Below are 15549 nucleotides of genomic sequence, written 5' to 3' on the forward strand. Positions count from 1 at the left end.
AACGAGTGAAATCTCGGCGGAGGAGCGCGTCATGGCGGATGATGTCGGCAAGATCGACGACCTGGGCTTCGATCCGGACGCGCTCGCCCGCAAGTATCGGGAAGAGCGCGACCGGCGCCTGAGGGCGGACGCCAACGAGCAGTACGTCGAGATCAAGGGGCAGTTCGCCCACTATCTCGAGGACCCGTACGTCGAACGCACCGAGCGCGCGCCCCTGACCGACGAGGTCGAGGTGGTGGTGATCGGCGGCGGCTTCGGAGGTCAGCTCGCGGCGGCCCGCCTGAAGGAGGCCGGTGTCGCCGATGTCCGCATCATCGAGAAGGGCGGGGACTTCGGCGGCACCTGGTACTGGAACCGCTATCCCGGCGCGGCCTGCGACATCGAGAGCTACATCTACCTCCCCCTGCTGGAGGAGGTCGGCTACATGCCCGTGGAGAAGTACTCCCGGGCGCCCGAGATCCTGCGCCACAGCCGGGCCATCGGCGAGAAATTCGACCTCTATGGCAACGTCTGTTTCCAGACCGAGGTGACCGACCTCTCGTGGGACGACGACGCCTCGCGCTGGATCATCCGCACCAACCGCGGGGACGCGATGAAGGCGCGGTTCGTGATCATGGCGAACGGCCCGCTGCATCGGCCGAAGCTGCCCGGCATCCCCGGCGTCGAGACCTTCAAGGGCCATTCGTTCCACACCAGCCGCTGGGACTACGACTACACCGGCGGCGACTCCAACGGCGGGCTGGTCGGCCTGAAGGACAAGCGCGTCGGCATCATCGGCACCGGGGCGACGGCCGTGCAGTGCGTGCCGCATCTCGGCGAGTGGGCGAAGGAGCTGTATGTCTTCCAGCGCACGCCCTCGTCGATCGACGTGCGCAACAACCGGCCGACCGACCCGAGCTGGGCGAGCTCGCTCACGCCCGGGTGGCAGCAAGAGCGGATGGACAACTTCAACGTCCTGGTCTCGGGCGGATTCGCCGAGAAGGATCTGGTCCAGGACGGCTGGACGGACATCATCGGCAACATCCTGCTGCTGGCGCGCCGCAAGGCCGAGGCCGGCGAGACGGTCGACAACCCGGCTGCCCTGATGCAGCTCGCCGACTTCAAGAAGATGGAGCAGGTCCGGGCCCGCGTGGACAGCGTGGTGCAGGACAAGGGCACAGCCGAGGCGCTCAAGCCCTGGTACAACCAGTTCTGCAAGCGGCCATGCTTCCACGACGAGTACCTGCAGACCTTCAACCGGCCGAGCGTCCATCTGGTGGACACGCAAGGCCGCGGTGTGGATCGCATCACCGAGAACGCGGTGGTGGCGACCGGCAAGACCTACGAGATCGACTGCCTGATCTACGCTACCGGTTTCGAGGTGGGCACCTCGTATGCCCGCCGCGCGGGCTATGAGGTGAAGGGCCGTGGCGGCCAGACCCTCACGGAGAAGTGGAAGGACGGCGCTGCGACGCTGCACGGGCTTCTGAGCCGTGGTTTCCCCAACTGCTTCATCGTCTCGAACGTGCAGTCCGGCTTCTCGGCGAACTTCCCGCACATGATCAACGAACAGGCGCGGCACATCGCCTACATCGTCAGGAACGCGGCCGACCGTCAGGCGCGGGTGGTCGAGCCGACCCAGGAGGCGGAGGAGGCCTGGGTGGACACGATCGTGAAGCTGTCGGTGATGCGCGAGGCGTTCCTGAAGGAGTGCACGCCCGGCTACTACAACAACGAGGGCAAGGTTGAGCTCATGAACAAGCGCAACACCTCGTATGGGGCGGGACCCGTCGCCTTCGCCAAGGTGCTGGAAGACTGGCGGGCCGCGGGCGAGCTGAAGGGTCTCGAGCTCAGCTCGTAGGCCTGCACGGCCTCTGCACACGAGGAGGCCCAGGGCTGCACCCGGCCTCCCGCACCTGGCGACACCACCGCGCTACCCCCTGGAAGGAACGTATCCAGGGGTTTTCCGCATGCCGCTCCGTGTCCACAGCTATTGGCTCAAGCTCGGCCTTGGAGCCGCCTTGGTCGGACTGGCCGAGCTCCTGCTGTTCGACGTCTACCCGGGGCTGAACCTCGGCGTCGTCGGCTCGTCGCTGCTGGCAGCCGTCGGACTGACCAACCGGGGCGTCTGGCGTTGGCGGGCATCGGTCTTCGCCTTCGTGGCCGCGCTGGCGTTCGGACTGCTGCAGATCGAGCGGGCCAGCCTGCTGGGCTGCATTCTGTTCGCGCTCGCGCTGGGTGTCTGCGTCCTCGCCCCGCGAGCGCCGGCGGCGGACGACGCCGGCGCCTGGGGGCTGCGGCTGGGCCTCTCGGCCATCAAGGCTCTCCTGCGCCCCTGGCAGGATCTCGCCCGGCTCCTGAAGGCGAGGGAACGCTCCAGGCCGATGCGCCTGACGGCCATCGCGCTCGCGGCGGTCGCCCCGGTGGTCGGCGGCGCCGGCTTCCTATGGCTGTTCAGCGCCGCCAATCCGATGATCGCCCAGTCCATCGGTCGATTGCGCGTTCCTGAGCCCGATGTGGCCCGGATCGCCTTCGGGCTCATCGTGGGCTTCGTCGTCTACACGGCTCTGCGGCCTCGCGGGCCGAAGCCGAGGCTGAAGGGCGCCGGCGGTCCGGTCGTCAGCCTGCCGACGATCACCACCGCTTCGGTCGGGGTGTCGCTGGTGGTGTTCAACGCCATCTTCGCCCTGCAGAACGGCCTCGACATCGCCTTCCTCTGGAGCGGCGCGCGGCTGCCGCAGGGCGTGAGCCTGGCGGAGTACGCTCATCGCGGCGCCTATCCGCTGATCGCCACCGCGCTTCTGGCCGGGCTGTTCGTGCTGATCTTCCTGCGGCCGGGAACGCCGACCGCCACCTCGCGGCCGATCCGCGTCCTGGTGGCCGCCTGGCTGGCGCAGAACGTCTTCCTGGTCGCCTCCACGATCCTGCGGACGCTTGACTACATCGAGGCCTATTCGCTGACGCGCATGCGGCTGGCGGCGCTGATCTGGATGGTGCTGGTCGCCGCGGGCCTCATCCTCATCGGCTGGAGGCTGATGCGCGGCAAGAGCGGAAGCTGGCTGGTCAACGCCAACGCGATGGCCGCGGGCCTCGCGCTCATACTCTGCAGCGTCGTCGACCTTGGGGCCGTCTCGGCGGCGTGGAACGTCCGGCATGCCCGGGAGGTCGGGGGCGAGGGCGTGGAGCTCGACCTCTGCCACCTTCAGAGCCTCAACGGCGCAGCGCTCGTGTCGCTGGCCCAAGTCGAACAGCGGCCGCTGCCCGCCGAGACGCTCGACCGCGTCCGGGCGAAACGCGCCGAGCTGCGCGCCGCGCTCCTCAGGCGACAGGCCGACTGGCGAAGCTGGCGGTGGCGCGACGCCCGGCGGCTCGCCCGAAACGAAAGCCTTCCGGGCCGTCCACCCGCGCCCGCACCCTACGGACGCAGCTGCGATGGGGCGCCGTTGACGCGGCTCCCGAAGACCGGAACATGAGCGCCATGCCGCAGGTCCTGGTCGTCGACGACGATCCTCATATCCGCCAGCTCCTCGTCTTCGCGCTCGAGAAGGCCGGGCTCGCCGCGCGAGAGGCGGAGGATGGAGAAGCGGCCCTGGCCTCCGTGGCGCAGCAGGCGCCGGACCTCGTCATCCTGGACATCAACATGCCAAAGCTGGACGGGCTGGAAGTCTGCCGCCGGCTGAGGGCCCAGGGCGACCTGCCGATCCTGTTCCTGTCCTCGCGAGACGACGAGATCGACCGCGTGCTCGGCATCGAACTGGGCGGCGACGACTACGTCGTGAAGCCGTTCAGTCCGCGGGAGGTGACCGCGCGGGTCCAGGCCATCCTGCGGCGGACGCGAGCGAAACCCGCCTCGGTCGAGGCGACGGCGCCGCTGCGTCACGGGCGGCTCAGCCTCGATCCCGAGGGCTGGACGGCGGCGTGGGATGGCGCGGACGCAGGATTGACCGTCACCGAGCTGCAGATCCTGAAGGCGCTGATGGCGGCTCCGGCGCGGGTGTTCAGCCGCGACGCGATCATCGATCGGCTGCACGGCCCGGGCTTCGCCATCACCGACCGCACCGTGGACAGCCACGTGCGCAACCTGCGCGGCAAGTTCGCGCGCCTGGGGGGTCATGACGTCGTGGAGACGCGGGCCGGCGTCGGCTATCGCCTTGGCGCGTGTCAGGGCGGCGGCGCGGGGTGATCGCCGCCGCCAAGGCCTTCCTCAAGCGGCGCTGGCCGGCGATGCGCCTGCGCGACATCCTGCTGGCGGTGTTCGTCTTCACGGCGGCGATGCCGGGCATCGCGGCGATCTCGCTACGCGTCTACGAGAACACGCTGGTTCGCCAGACCGAAGCCGAACTGGTGGCGCAAGGGGCCGCGCTGGCGGCCCTGGCGGCGGCCGAGTGGCCGGGGGCGCCCGCGGCTCAGCCGCGGCCAAGCGAGCCGCCGGCGGACTACTTCCGCCCGGAGCCCACCACCATCGACCTGTCACGCTCGCCCGTGCTGCCCGAGCGGCCGGCGCCGGTGCGAGCGGGCGGCCCCGTCGATCCCAGCGCCTTGTCCGTGGGCGCGGCGATCGCGCCGGTGGTCGAGCGGACCACGCGCACGACGCTGGCCTCCGTGCTGCTGCTGGACGCGCGAGGCCGGGTCGCGATGGGGCTCGGGCGGGGCGGCGACCTGTCCAGCCTGCCGGAAGTGCGCGCGGCGCTCGGCGGCCATCCTCGCACCGTCTTCCGGCGCAACGGCGACTATCATCCGCAGTACCGGTTCGAATGGCTGAGCCGCGCCTCGGCGCTCAGGCTGCACCATGCGCGGCCGGTGGTGGTCGGCGACCGGGTCGTAGGCGTGCTCCTGCTGTCGCGCTCGCCCCGGGCCCTCTTCCGGGGGCTCTACGAGGATCGCGGCAAGATCCTGATCGGCATCGGGGTGATCTTCGGCGTCCTGGTGGTGATGGCGGGGCTGGTCTCGCGAGGCGTGACGCGGCCGATCGAGGAGCTCAGCGCCGCGTCCCGACAGGTGGCCGCAGGCGGGGGCGCGATCCCCGAGACGCCGCCCACCGCCGCCGTCGAGATCCGCGCGCTCTACGAGGACTTCCGCGCCATGGCCGAGCGGATCGAGCGCCGGAGCCGCTATCTGCGGGACTTCGCGGCGGCCGTAAGCCACGAGTTCAAGACGCCGCTCGCGGGGATCGGCGGGGCGGTCGAGCTGCTGCAGGACCATCTGGACACCATGTCGGCGGCCGAACGGCGCCGGTTCCTGGACAACATCGCCGCCGACGCAGACCGGCTTTCGCAGCTCGTCACCCGCTTGCTGGACCTCGCCAGGGCCGACATGGCCGAGCCGGAAGCCGGCGTCGCCGCCGACCTCGCGGCGCCGATCGCACGCGCCGCGGACGGCGAAGCCGGCCCCGGCTTCGCCGTGGAGGTGCGGACGCCCGCCGACCTGCCCCCGGTCTCCGCTCCGGCCGAGACCATCGAGAAGGTGGTGGCCATCCTGCTGCAGAACGCCCGCCAGGCGGGGGCAGGCCGCGGAAGCGTGACGGCGGAGACGACGGACGACGCCGTGATCCTGGTCGTGAGCGACGACGGGCCTGGCGTGGCCGGCGCCGACCGCGAGCGGCTGTTCGAGCCCTTCTTCACCGGCCGGAGAGCGCAGGGTGGCACGGGCCTGGGCCTGCCCATCGCCCGCTCGCTGCTGGCGGCCAGCCACGGACGGTTGGAGTTGCTGGAGACCGAGCGGGGCGCGGCCTTCCGCATCACCGTTCCCCGGGCGGGCGCCTGAGGGCTGCACCGAAACTCCACACGGCGCGCGGGATCGCCTGCACGCCGGCCGGCCAGGGTGCGGCCATGGACGAGACCTCCTTCCCCAAGCCCGACGGTTGCCAGTTCCGGCTCAGCGCCGCCGGAGAGGTCTGGTCCTGGCGGCTGACCACACCGGACGGCGAATGCCTGCGCGGCTTCGCACCCGACCCCAAGACGGCCCGGCGGTCAGCCGCCTTCGCGGCCTTCGCGGTGAGCGCGCTCCGCCGGACGCAGCAGCGGCGGTTCTGAAGCAGAGGCTCGCCAAGGATCGGCCCATTTCCTGTGGCTCTCCGACAGGCCAAAGTCGGAGCCGCCCAGGAGACCCATCCCCATGCGCGCCGTCTCGCTCGTCGCCCTGCTCACGCTCGCCGCCTGCGGAGGCGCTAGTCCCCAGGCGGAGGCCCAGGGCTCAGCCTCGCTGCCGGCCGCGGCCGCGGGGCCAACCCCGCCGCCCTCGACCGACCCCGCCGCGCCGCACTTCGCCTTCCCCGTGGCGTGCCGCATCGGGCACGACTGCGTCATCCAGCACTACGTCGACCGCGACCCGGGCCCGGGCAGCCTCGACTACCACTGCGGCCCGCACACCTATGACACCCACACCGGGGTCGATTTCCGGGTGGCCGACATCCCGGCGCAGCAGCGGGGCGTCGACGTGCTGGCCGCGGCCCCCGGCAGGGTCCTGCGGGTGCGGGATGGGGTGGAAGACGTCTTCAAGACCCCGGATCAGATCAATCCGAAGGATCCCATCGGCCTCGGCAATGCGGTGGTCATCGACCATGGGAACGGCTGGCTCAGCGCCTATGGCCACATGGCCAAGGGCAGCGTGCGCGTGAAGCCGGGCGACGCCGTCACGACGGGACAGCCGGTGGGGCGGATCGGGCTCTCGGGCCTGACGGAGTTTCCGCACCTCCACTTCGAGGTCCGTCACAACGGGGCGATCGCCGACCCGTTCGGGCCGGAGGCGGTGGCGGCCGGGGCCTGTCCGAACCAGGCGTCGCTGTGGACGGCCGATGCGGCCGCGCAGATGCCGTACGCCGACGCGTTCATCCTGAACGCCGGCTTCACGAGCGAGCAGGTGGGGATGCGTCAGGTGGAGGAGGGCGCGATCCCGCCGGCCAGCGCCGAAGGTCCCGCGCTGATCGCCTATGCCCGGACGGTGATGATGCGGGCCGGCGACACGGTGGAATCGACCCTGCTCGGACCGAAGGGCGAGGTGATCGCCCGGTCGGTGACCGAACCTCTGACGCGCACGCGCGCCCAGGACCTGAGGATCATCGGCAAACGCCGGCCGGCCGAGGGTTTCGCGCCGGGCGCGTACCGGGCCCAGTTCCGGGTGCTGCGGAACGGACGGGTGGTGGCGGAGCGGACCGTCGAGACGCGGGTCTAGGCGGTGAGGGTGACGTAGAGCTCGCTCTCGATCACCCACTGGCCGGTCATCTTGCGCCAGACGGCGAGGTAGCGGCCCCGCATCGGCGGACTGCCCTTCCAGTCGGCGGTCCAGCGGCCGGTCTCGGCGGCGCGCTCGCCGGCGGCGTCGGGCTCCACCGTCTCGGTCTCGCGGAGATAGGTGACGAAGGCCGGGTCGGCGAACTGGCCGGCGAAGGCCTCGACGACCTGGTCGGCGCCCAGGATCAGTCCGCCGTCGCCGACGATCAGCTTCACGTCCGGCGCGAAGAACGGCTTCAGCCGCGCAGCCTCATGGGCGGCGATCAGCTTGTTGGTCAGGCGCCGGCGCGCGCGGACGGCGTCTTCCGGCGCCGTCGCCATCAGGCAGGGTTCGCCTCGAGCCGCTTGTCGAGGTAGTTGCCCACGCGGGTTTCCACCTCCGGCAGGTTCTCCATCCAGAAGTGGCTGGCGCCGTCGACGACGTCGTAGTCGATGACGATTCCCTTCTGGGTGCGCAGCTTGGAGACCACGCGCTCCACCTCGATGGGCGGCACCACGGTGTCGTTCCCGCCATGCAGGATCAGGCCCGAGGCGGGGCAGGGCGCCAGGAAGGAGAAGTCGTAGGCGTTGGTCGGCGGCGAGACCGAGATGAAGCCGTCGGTCTCGGGGCGGCGCATCAGGAGCTGCATGCCGATCCAGGCGCCGAACGAGTAGCCGGCGACCCAGCACTGGGACGCGGCCGGGTTGGTCGCCTGGAGCCAATCGAGCGCCGTCGCCGCATCGGCCAGTTCGCCGATGCCGCCGTCGAACTCGCCCTGGCTGCGGCCCACGCCCCGGAAGTTGAAGCGCAGCACCGAGAAGCCGCGCTTCATGAAGATGTGGAAGAGCTGGACGGCGACCGGGTTGTTCATCTGACCGCCGGCCTTGGGGTGAGGGTGGAGGATCAGCGCCACGGGCGCAGTCTCGCTCTTGCCCTGCGAATAACGGCCTTCGATCCGCCCGGCTGCGCCGGTCAGAACAACCTCTGGCATCTAGACCCCTCTTCGTCGGCCTGAATACTTGACTGCTGCGCTAGGTCTTCCTAAGTCGCCACCATCCGGATGCGACCTGGTTCCTAGCCCTGCGCGAGGCGCGGCTTGTAGCACAGGCCGTCCCGGATGCGCGCGAAAACTGCATCGGTGCCGCCTCATGCGTCTCTCCACGAAAGGCCGCTACGCCGTCATGGCCATGGCCGACCTCGCCCGGCGCGAGGGTGAAGCCGCCCGCGCGGTGGCGCTCGCCGACATCGCCGCGCGGCAGGAGATCTCGCTGTCCTATCTGGAGCAGCTGTTCGCCCGACTGCGCCGCAAGGGCCTGGTGAAGTCGGCACGCGGCCCGGGCGGCGGCTACCGGCTGGCGCGCGACGCCGAGTCGACCACCATCGCCGAGATCGTGCATGCGGTGGACGAGCCGCTGCGCGCCACGCGCTGCGAGAAGGCCGGGCATGGCTGCATGATCCGCGGCGAGCGTTGCCTGACGCACGACCTCTGGGCCGACCTCGGCCGTCAGATCGAGGACTATCTCGCGTCCGTCAGCCTGGCCGACGTGATCGGGGGCCGCCTGCGCGGCGGACAGGTCGCGGCATGAGCGAGCCCGTCTATCTCGACAACAACGCGACCGCGCCCGTCCGGCCCGAGGCGATCGAGGCCGTCGTTCACGCTCTGAACGTCACCGGCAACGCCTCGTCGATCCACGCCTACGGCCGCGCGGCGCGCGCCATCATGGAGGCGGCGCGCGAAGAGATCGCCGCGCTGATCGGCGGCTCGCCCGCCAACGTCGTCTTCACCAGCGGCGGCGCCGAGGCCAACAACCTGGCGCTCGACAGCGCCGTGGCCGCCGGCTCGAAGCGCCTGATCGTTTCGGCCATCGAGCACGCGACGGTGATCGAGGCCGCCAAGGCCTCGGGGGTCGCCGTGGAGCTGCTGCCGGTCACCCGCGACGGCGTGGCGGACCTGGAGTGGCTGCGCGAGCGGCTTGCGCGCTGGGACGCCGCCGACGGACGCCCGTTCGTGGCGTTGATGCTGGCCAACAACGAGACCGGCGTCGTCCAGCCCGTCGCCGAAGCCGCCGACCTGGTCCGGGCCGCCGACGGCTGGATGCACGTCGACGCCATCCAGGCGCTGGGCAAGACGCCCGTCGACATGGCCGCGCTGGGCGCCGACACCCTGGTGTTCTCGGGCCACAAGATCGGCGCGCCGCAAGGCGTGGGCGGCCTGGCGTTCGGGCCGCGGGCGATCCTCACGCGGCGCCAGCACGGCGGAGGCCATGAGCGGGGCCGCCGCGCGGGGACGGAGAACATCCCGGGCATCGCGGGCCTGGGGGCCGCCGCCAAGGTGCTGCGCGCCTCGCTGTCGGACAACACGCGCCAGGGCGCCTGGCGCGACGCCGCGGCCGAGCGGCTGAAGGCCGCCGGGGCCGTGGTCATGGGCGAGGCCGCGCCACGCCTGCCGACGACGCTGAACGTCGCCGCGCCGGGGTGGGCGTCCGACCTGCAGGTGATGGCGCTGGACCTCGCCGGCATCATGGTCAGCGCGGGCTCGGCGTGTTCGTCGGGCAAGGTGAAGGCCAGTCACGTACTGCTCGCGATGGACCAAGGCGACCTGGCCGGCTGCGCGATCCGCGTCAGCGGCGGGTGGAAGACCACCGAGGCCGAATGGAACAGGTTCGCGGACGTCTGGTTGGAGGCCCACGCCCGCCACACGGCGCGGCGGAAGGAAGTCGCGTAATGGCCGCCGTCAAACAGACCGTCGAGCACGTCCAGAGCCTTGAGAAGTACAAGCACGGCTTCGTCACGGACATCGACCAGGAGTTCGCGCCTAAGGGGCTGAACGAGGACATCGTCCGGTTCATCTCGGCGAAGAAGGACGAGCCGGAGTGGATGCTGGAGTGGCGGCTGGAAGCCTTCCGGCGCTGGCTGGCGCTCGAGGAGCCCAACTGGGCCAAGGTCAGCTTCCCGCGCATCGACTACCAGGATGCCCACTACTACGCCGCGCCGAGGCAGAAGGCCGGGCCGAAGAGCCTCGACGAGGTCGATCCGGACCTGCTGGAGACCTACAAGAAGCTGGGTATCCCGCTGCGCGAGCAGGAGGTGCTGGCGGGCGTCGAGGGTGCGCCGCGCTATGCGGTGGACGCCGTGTTCGACAGCGTCAGCGTCGTCACCACGTTCAAGAAGGAGCTGGCGGCGGCGGGCGTGATCTTCTGCTCGATGAGCGAGGCGATCCGAGAGCACGGCGACCTGGTGCGCCAGTACCTCGGCTCGGTGGTGCCGGTCAGCGACAACTACTTCGCCTGCCTGAACTCGGCCGTCTTCTCGGACGGCAGCTTCGTCTATGTGCCGCCCAGCGTGCGCTGCCCGATGGAGCTTTCCACCTATTTCCGGATCAATGCCGAGAACTCCGGGCAGTTCGAACGCACGCTGATCATCGCCGACAGGGGCGCCTACGTCTCGTACCTGGAGGGCTGCACGGCCCCGATGCGAGACGAGAACCAGCTCCATGCCGCCGTGGTCGAGCTGGTCGCGCTGGACGACGCCGAGATCAAGTACTCGACCGTCCAGAACTGGTACCCGGGCGATCCCGAGACTGGGAAGGGCGGCATCTACAACTTCGTCACCAAGCGCGCCGACTGTCGCGGCGACCGCTCGAAGGTGTCTTGGACCCAGGTCGAGACGGGCTCGTCGATCACCTGGAAGTATCCCTCGTGCGTGCTGCGCGGGAACGGGAGCAGCGGCGAGTTCTACTCGATCGCCATCACCAACGGCCGCCAGCAGGCCGACACCGGCACCAAGATGATCCACCTCGGCGCCAACACCCGTTCACGGATCATCTCCAAGGGCATCAGCGCCGGGAAGAGCACCAACACCTACCGCGGCCTGGTCTCGGCCCACCCGAAGGCCAAGGGCGCGCGGAACTTCACCCAGTGCGACAGCCTGCTGATCGGCAAGCACTGCGCCGCGCACACGGTGCCGTACATCGAGGCCCGCAACGGCCAGGCGGTGTTCGAACACGAGGCGACCACCACGCGGCTGTCGGAAGACCAGCTCTTCTACGCGCGGCAGCGCGGCCTCTCCCAGGAGGAGGCGGTTCAGCTGCTCGTCAACGGCTTCGTGAAGGACGTGCTGCAGGAACTCCCGATGGAGTTCGCCGTCGAAGCGCAAAAGCTGGTGGCGATCAGCCTGGAAGGGAGCGTCGGCTGATGCCAGCGCGGGCGAAGAAGCCGAAGCCGGCGGTGACCCTGAAGGACGCGTTCGAGACCGAGTACGCGCGCCGGGAGATGGAGCGGCGCGCCCGCGAGGAGGCGGAGCGCAAGCAGCAGGAGGAGGACCTCGCCAAGGCCGAGGCCCTGTTCGACGCCATCAACGCCGACGCCAAGTTCCTCAAGAGCCACGGGCTCACGGTGGACCGGCGCCGCTACACGGTTTCCGTGGACCACGCCAACTTCCGCATCGCCGCCTATTTCGAGGGCGGCGAGGCCACCATCACATTGGCCGACAAGCGCTTCGCCAACGCCGGGGCCGCAACCCCGCGGAAGCAGGAATCCGCCGCCACCATCGAGGACGGCGTGCGGATCATGGCCCAATTCCTCGCCGACGAGATCCGTTAGAACATGCTGTCGATTTCCAACCTGCACGCCGCCGTCGAGGACAAGGAGATCCTGAAGGGACTCTCGCTTGAGGTTCCGGGCGGCGAGGTGCACGCCATCATGGGGCCGAACGGCGCCGGCAAGTCGACGCTGTCGTACGTGCTTACCGGCCGTGACGGCTACGAAGTGACCGAAGGGTCGGCCACCTTGGACGGCGACGACCTGCTGGCCCTGGAGCCCGACGAGCGGGCCGCCAAGGGCGTCTTCCTGTCGTTCCAGTACCCGCTCGAGATCCCGGGTGTGCCGGCGCTGACCTTCATCCGCACGGCGCTGAACGCACAGCGCAAGGCGCGCGGAGAGGGCGAGATCTCGGCGCCCGAGTTCCTGAAGCTGGCGCGCGCCAAGGCCGGCGAACTCAAGATCGACTTCGAGATGCTGAAGCGCGCCCTCAACGTCGGCTTCTCCGGCGGTGAGAAGAAGCGGATGGAAATCCTTCAAATGGCGATGCTTTCGCCGCGCTTCCTCATCCTGGACGAGACGGATTCCGGCCTCGATATCGACGCGCTCCGCATCGTCGCCGACGGGGTGAACGCCCTGCGCTCGCCCGAGCGGTCGATGCTGGTGATCACCCACTACCAGCGGCTGCTGGACTACATCAAACCCGACAAGGTCCACGTGCTGGCCGGAGGCCGGATCGTGGCCTCTGGCGGGCCGGAGCTTGCGCTCGAGCTGGAGCGCGAAGGCTACGACAAGTACGCGAGGGCCGCTTGAGCATCGCCGCCGCCATCCGCGCCGGCGACGTCGCCGAGCTGCCCGGCAAGCGCGACGAGGACTGGCGCTGGACCGATCTGCGCGGCCTGATCCGACAGGCGCCGCCGGCCTCGCAGCCGGTTGACCCCGACGCGTTCGGGCACGGGCCGTTCGACGCCCTGGCCGACGAGGTGCGCGTCCTCGCCAATGGCGGCGAGGACGTCCGGATCGAGGTGGGCCCGGGCAGCGCCCGGGTCGTCGCATTGCGCGTGCTGTCCCGTGGCGACGGCGGCCATGCGGGACGGGTCGCGGTGATAGTGGCCTTGGGCGGCAGGCTGACCCTGCTGGAAAGCTATGAAGGCGAGGGGAGCTACCTGGGCCATGCGGCCCTGACGATCGGCGTCGCCGAAGGCGCCGCGGTGGAGCGCATCGTGCTCGCCGCCGACAGCGCCGACGCGGTGTCGGTCAGCCAGGCTCAGGTGCAACTCGAAGGCGGGGCCACCTTTGCCCAGACGGTGCTGACGTCCGGCGCACGCCGGCAGCGCCTGGAGACCCAGGTCGGCCACCCCGGCGGGCACGCCGAGCTGCGGATGGACGGAGTCTACCTGCTTTCGGATAAGCGCCATGCCGACCTGACCACCGTCGTCACCCACGCCGCCGTCGACGGGACCACCGACCAGCTCACCAAGGGCGTGGTGCGGGATCAGGCCCGCGGCGTGTTCCAGGGGCGGATCGTGGTGGCCGAAGGCGCCGACCGCACGGACGCCCGGATGGGTCACCACGCCCTGATCCTCTCGGACCGCGCCGAGGTGGACGCCAAGCCCGAGCTGGAGATCTACGCCGACGACGTGTCGTGCGCGCATGGCAACACCGTCGGCGCGCTGGACGAAGACGCGCTGTTCTATGCCCGACAGCGGGGCGTCCCCGAAGCGGACGCGCGGGCGATGCTGACCGAGGCGTTCGTAGGCGAGGTGGTGGATCGTATCGGGCACGAGGCGGCGCGCGAGATCGCCCGCGCCTGGGTTGCGGAGAGGCTGCGCTGATGCCGTTCGACGTCGAGACGGTGCGCGCCGAGTTCCCGATCCTGCAGCGGGAGGTACACGGCAAACCTTTGATCTATCTGGATTCCGCGGCCTCGGCGCAGAAACCCCGGGCCGTGATCGACGCCATCAGCGGCGCGATGGAGCACTCCTACGCCAATGTGCATCGTGGGCTGCACACGCTGGCCAACGAGACGACCGACGCCTACGAGGGCGCGCGGCGCGCCGTCGCCCGGTTCATCAACGCCGGTGAGAACGAGGTGGTCTTCACCAAGGGTGGGACCGAGGCGGTGAACCTTGTGGCGGCGGGGCTCGGGGCCAAGCTGCAGGCCGGCGACGAGGTCGTGATCTCCGAGATGGAGCACCACGCCAATATCGTGCCCTGGCACTTCCTGCGGGAACGGCAAGGCGTGGTGCTGAAGTGGGTCCGGGTCACCGATGAGGGCGCGCTGGACCTCGAGCACTACCAAAGCCTGCTCGGCCCGAAGACGAAGGTCGTCGCGCTGAGCCACATGTCGAACGTGCTGGGCACGATCAATGACGCCAAGGCGCTGGCGCGGATGGCCCATGAGGCTGGCGCCCTGGTGCTGTTCGACGGCTGCCAGGCCATCGTCCACAAGCCGGTGGACGTGAAGGACATCGACGCGGACTTCTACGTCTTCTCAGGCCACAAGCTGTATGGGCCGACAGGGATCGGCATCCTGTACGGCAAGGCCGAGCTGCTGAGGGCGCTGCCGCCTTACCAGGGCGGCGGGGAGATGATCGGGACGGTCAGTTTCGACGAGATCACCTACGCCGACCCGCCGCATCGCTTCGAGGCCGGCACGCCGCCGATCCTGGAAGCGATCGGTCTCGGCGCGGCGATCGACTGGCTGGACCGCCAGGACCGCGTGGCCATCGCCGAACACGAACACCGGCTCTACGAGCGGGTCCGCGAGCGGCTCGCCGGGGCGAACTGGCTGAAGACGATAGGTGAGGCGCCGGGGAAGGGCGCGATCCTGTCCTTCACCGTCGAAGGCGCCCATGCCCACGACGTGGCTCAGATCCTGGACCGCTACGGCGTGGCGGTGCGGGCGGGGACGCACTGCGCGGAGCCGCTGATGCGCCGTTTCGGCGTGACGTCGAGTGCCCGGGCTTCCTTCGCCCTATATAACACCGAGGCAGAGGCGGACGCCTTCGTGGACGCGCTCACCAAGACCCAAGCTTTCTTCGCTTAGAAGTACGGACATGGACGACGGCGCCAGCATCGAGACCCAGCCTTCGGCCCCGCTTTCACAGGCGGAGCTGGACCAGCTCACTGACCAGCTCGTCGAGAAGCTGAAGACGGTTTACGACCCGGAGATCCCGGTCGACATCTACGAGCTGGGCCTCATCTACAAGGTCGACGTCTCGGACGATAAGGACGTGCTGATCGACATGACGCTGACGGCGCCCGGCTGCCCGGTGGCCGGCGAGATGCCGGGCTGGGTCGAGGATGCGGTGAAGGAGATCCCGGAGATCCGCTCCTGCAAGGTCGAGCTGGTCTTCGATCCGCCGTGGGATCCGTCGCGCATGAGCGACGAGGCCAAGCTGCAACTCAACATGTTCTGATGGATAACCTCGAGTTCACCCCCCAGCCGCGCCAGCGGCGTCCGCGTCCCAAGGTCGTCACGCTCACCGAGCGGGCCGCCGAGCGCGTGCGCGAGATCATGGCCAAGGCCGAGAAGCCTTACGCCGGCCTTCGCGTCGGGGTGAAGAACGGCGGCTGCGCCGGCCAGGAGTACGTGCTGGAGTACGCCGAACAGGCCGATCCGATGGACGAAGTGGTCGAGGACAAGGGCGTCACCATCCTGGTCGAGCCCAAGGCCGTGCTGTTCCTGATCGGCTCGGAGATCGACTACGAGGTCACCAAGCTGTCGGCCAAGTTCGTGTTCCACAACCCGAACGAGACCGACGCCTGCGGCTGCGGCGAGAGCGTCACCATCCAGCCGGCGAAGCTGGATTAGCGTAAC

The 15549-nt window shown here is 69.8% G+C and carries 17 protein-coding genes; 15 read left to right on the top strand and 2 right to left on the bottom strand.

What is annotated here, in order from left to right; genetic code table 11:
* The first annotated feature begins 31 nt into the window (after positions 1-31).
* From ACO2Q0_RS13605 to ACO2Q0_RS13630, 6 genes are all read left to right on the top strand, one after another.
* Entirely contained in the window at positions 32-1840 is a 1809-nt protein-coding gene (locus ACO2Q0_RS13605) for a flavin-containing monooxygenase (protein WP_423352042.1), read from the top strand.
* Positions 1841-1949: 109 nt separating this feature from the next.
* Positions 1950-3452, top strand: a complete 1503-nt coding sequence (locus tag ACO2Q0_RS13610) for a DUF4173 domain-containing protein (protein WP_423352043.1) — start codon at positions 1950-1952, stop codon at positions 3450-3452.
* Complete coding sequence (locus ACO2Q0_RS13615) at positions 3449-4162, top strand: response regulator transcription factor (protein ID WP_423352044.1); 714 nt, start codon at positions 3449-3451, stop codon at positions 4160-4162. Before ACO2Q0_RS13610 ends, ACO2Q0_RS13615 begins: the two co-directional genes overlap by 4 nt.
* Entirely contained in the window at positions 4159-5742 is a 1584-nt protein-coding gene (locus ACO2Q0_RS13620) for a HAMP domain-containing sensor histidine kinase (protein WP_423352045.1), read from the top strand. The genes ACO2Q0_RS13615 and ACO2Q0_RS13620 overlap by 4 nt, the downstream gene beginning before the upstream one ends.
* 65 nt (positions 5743-5807) lie before the next feature.
* Entirely contained in the window at positions 5808-6011 is a 204-nt protein-coding gene (locus tag ACO2Q0_RS13625) for a hypothetical protein (protein ID WP_423352046.1), read from the top strand.
* Positions 6012-6093: 82 nt separating this feature from the next.
* Positions 6094-7149, top strand: a complete 1056-nt coding sequence (locus tag ACO2Q0_RS13630; RefSeq protein WP_423352047.1) for a M23 family metallopeptidase — start codon at positions 6094-6096, stop codon at positions 7147-7149.
* Here the strand turns inward: ACO2Q0_RS13630 and ACO2Q0_RS13635 are convergent.
* A complete protein-coding gene (locus ACO2Q0_RS13635; RefSeq protein ID WP_423352048.1) occupies positions 7146-7529 on the bottom strand; it encodes a YybH family protein in 384 nt (127 codons plus the stop codon). The two genes, ACO2Q0_RS13630 and ACO2Q0_RS13635, sit on opposite strands and share 4 nt — an antisense overlap.
* Complete coding sequence (locus ACO2Q0_RS13640) at positions 7529-8179, bottom strand: alpha/beta hydrolase (protein WP_423352049.1); 651 nt, start codon at positions 8177-8179, stop codon at positions 7529-7531. The genes ACO2Q0_RS13635 and ACO2Q0_RS13640 overlap by 1 nt, the downstream gene beginning before the upstream one ends.
* Positions 8180-8336: 157 nt before the next feature.
* Here ACO2Q0_RS13640 and ACO2Q0_RS13645 point away from each other — a divergent pair, with 157 nt between their 5' ends.
* Genes ACO2Q0_RS13645 through ACO2Q0_RS13685 form a run of 9 tightly spaced genes read left to right on the top strand, consistent with a single transcriptional unit; the run spans position 8337 to position 15543 of the window.
* On the top strand, positions 8337-8774 hold the full coding sequence (locus ACO2Q0_RS13645) for an Rrf2 family transcriptional regulator (RefSeq protein ID WP_423352050.1): 438 nt from the start codon (positions 8337-8339) through the stop codon (positions 8772-8774).
* Positions 8771-9913, top strand: a complete 1143-nt coding sequence (locus ACO2Q0_RS13650; RefSeq protein ID WP_423352051.1) for a cysteine desulfurase family protein — start codon at positions 8771-8773, stop codon at positions 9911-9913. Before ACO2Q0_RS13645 ends, ACO2Q0_RS13650 begins: the two co-directional genes overlap by 4 nt.
* Positions 9913-11382: a Fe-S cluster assembly protein SufB gene (gene sufB, locus ACO2Q0_RS13655; protein WP_423352052.1), complete on the top strand. Its 1470-nt coding sequence runs from the start codon at positions 9913-9915 to the stop codon at positions 11380-11382. The genes ACO2Q0_RS13650 and sufB overlap by 1 nt, the downstream gene beginning before the upstream one ends.
* A complete protein-coding gene (locus tag ACO2Q0_RS13660; RefSeq protein WP_423352053.1) occupies positions 11382-11789 on the top strand; it encodes a hypothetical protein in 408 nt (135 codons plus the stop codon). The genes sufB and ACO2Q0_RS13660 overlap by 1 nt, the downstream gene beginning before the upstream one ends.
* 3 nt (positions 11790-11792) lie before the next feature.
* Positions 11793-12539 carry a Fe-S cluster assembly ATPase SufC gene (gene sufC, locus ACO2Q0_RS13665; RefSeq protein ID WP_423352054.1) on the top strand — a complete coding sequence of 249 codons (747 nt, stop codon included), beginning with the start codon at positions 11793-11795 and terminating at the stop codon, positions 12537-12539.
* Positions 12536-13561 (top strand): Fe-S cluster assembly protein SufD, encoded by a 1026-nt coding sequence (gene sufD / locus ACO2Q0_RS13670; protein ID WP_423352055.1) that lies wholly within the window; start codon positions 12536-12538, stop codon positions 13559-13561. The genes sufC and sufD overlap by 4 nt, the downstream gene beginning before the upstream one ends.
* Positions 13561-14775 carry a cysteine desulfurase gene (locus ACO2Q0_RS13675; protein ID WP_423352056.1) on the top strand — a complete coding sequence of 405 codons (1215 nt, stop codon included), beginning with the start codon at positions 13561-13563 and terminating at the stop codon, positions 14773-14775. Before sufD ends, ACO2Q0_RS13675 begins: the two co-directional genes overlap by 1 nt.
* A 10-nt stretch (positions 14776-14785) precedes the next feature.
* Complete coding sequence (locus tag ACO2Q0_RS13680) at positions 14786-15148, top strand: SUF system Fe-S cluster assembly protein (protein WP_423352057.1); 363 nt, start codon at positions 14786-14788, stop codon at positions 15146-15148.
* A complete protein-coding gene (locus tag ACO2Q0_RS13685) occupies positions 15148-15543 on the top strand; it encodes a HesB/IscA family protein (protein WP_423352058.1) in 396 nt (131 codons plus the stop codon). Before ACO2Q0_RS13680 ends, ACO2Q0_RS13685 begins: the two co-directional genes overlap by 1 nt.
* The last annotated feature ends 6 nt before the right edge of the window (positions 15544-15549 follow it).

This window comes from Phenylobacterium sp. VNQ135, from assembly GCF_049445735.1.
Classification (GTDB): domain Bacteria; phylum Pseudomonadota; class Alphaproteobacteria; order Caulobacterales; family Caulobacteraceae; genus Phenylobacterium.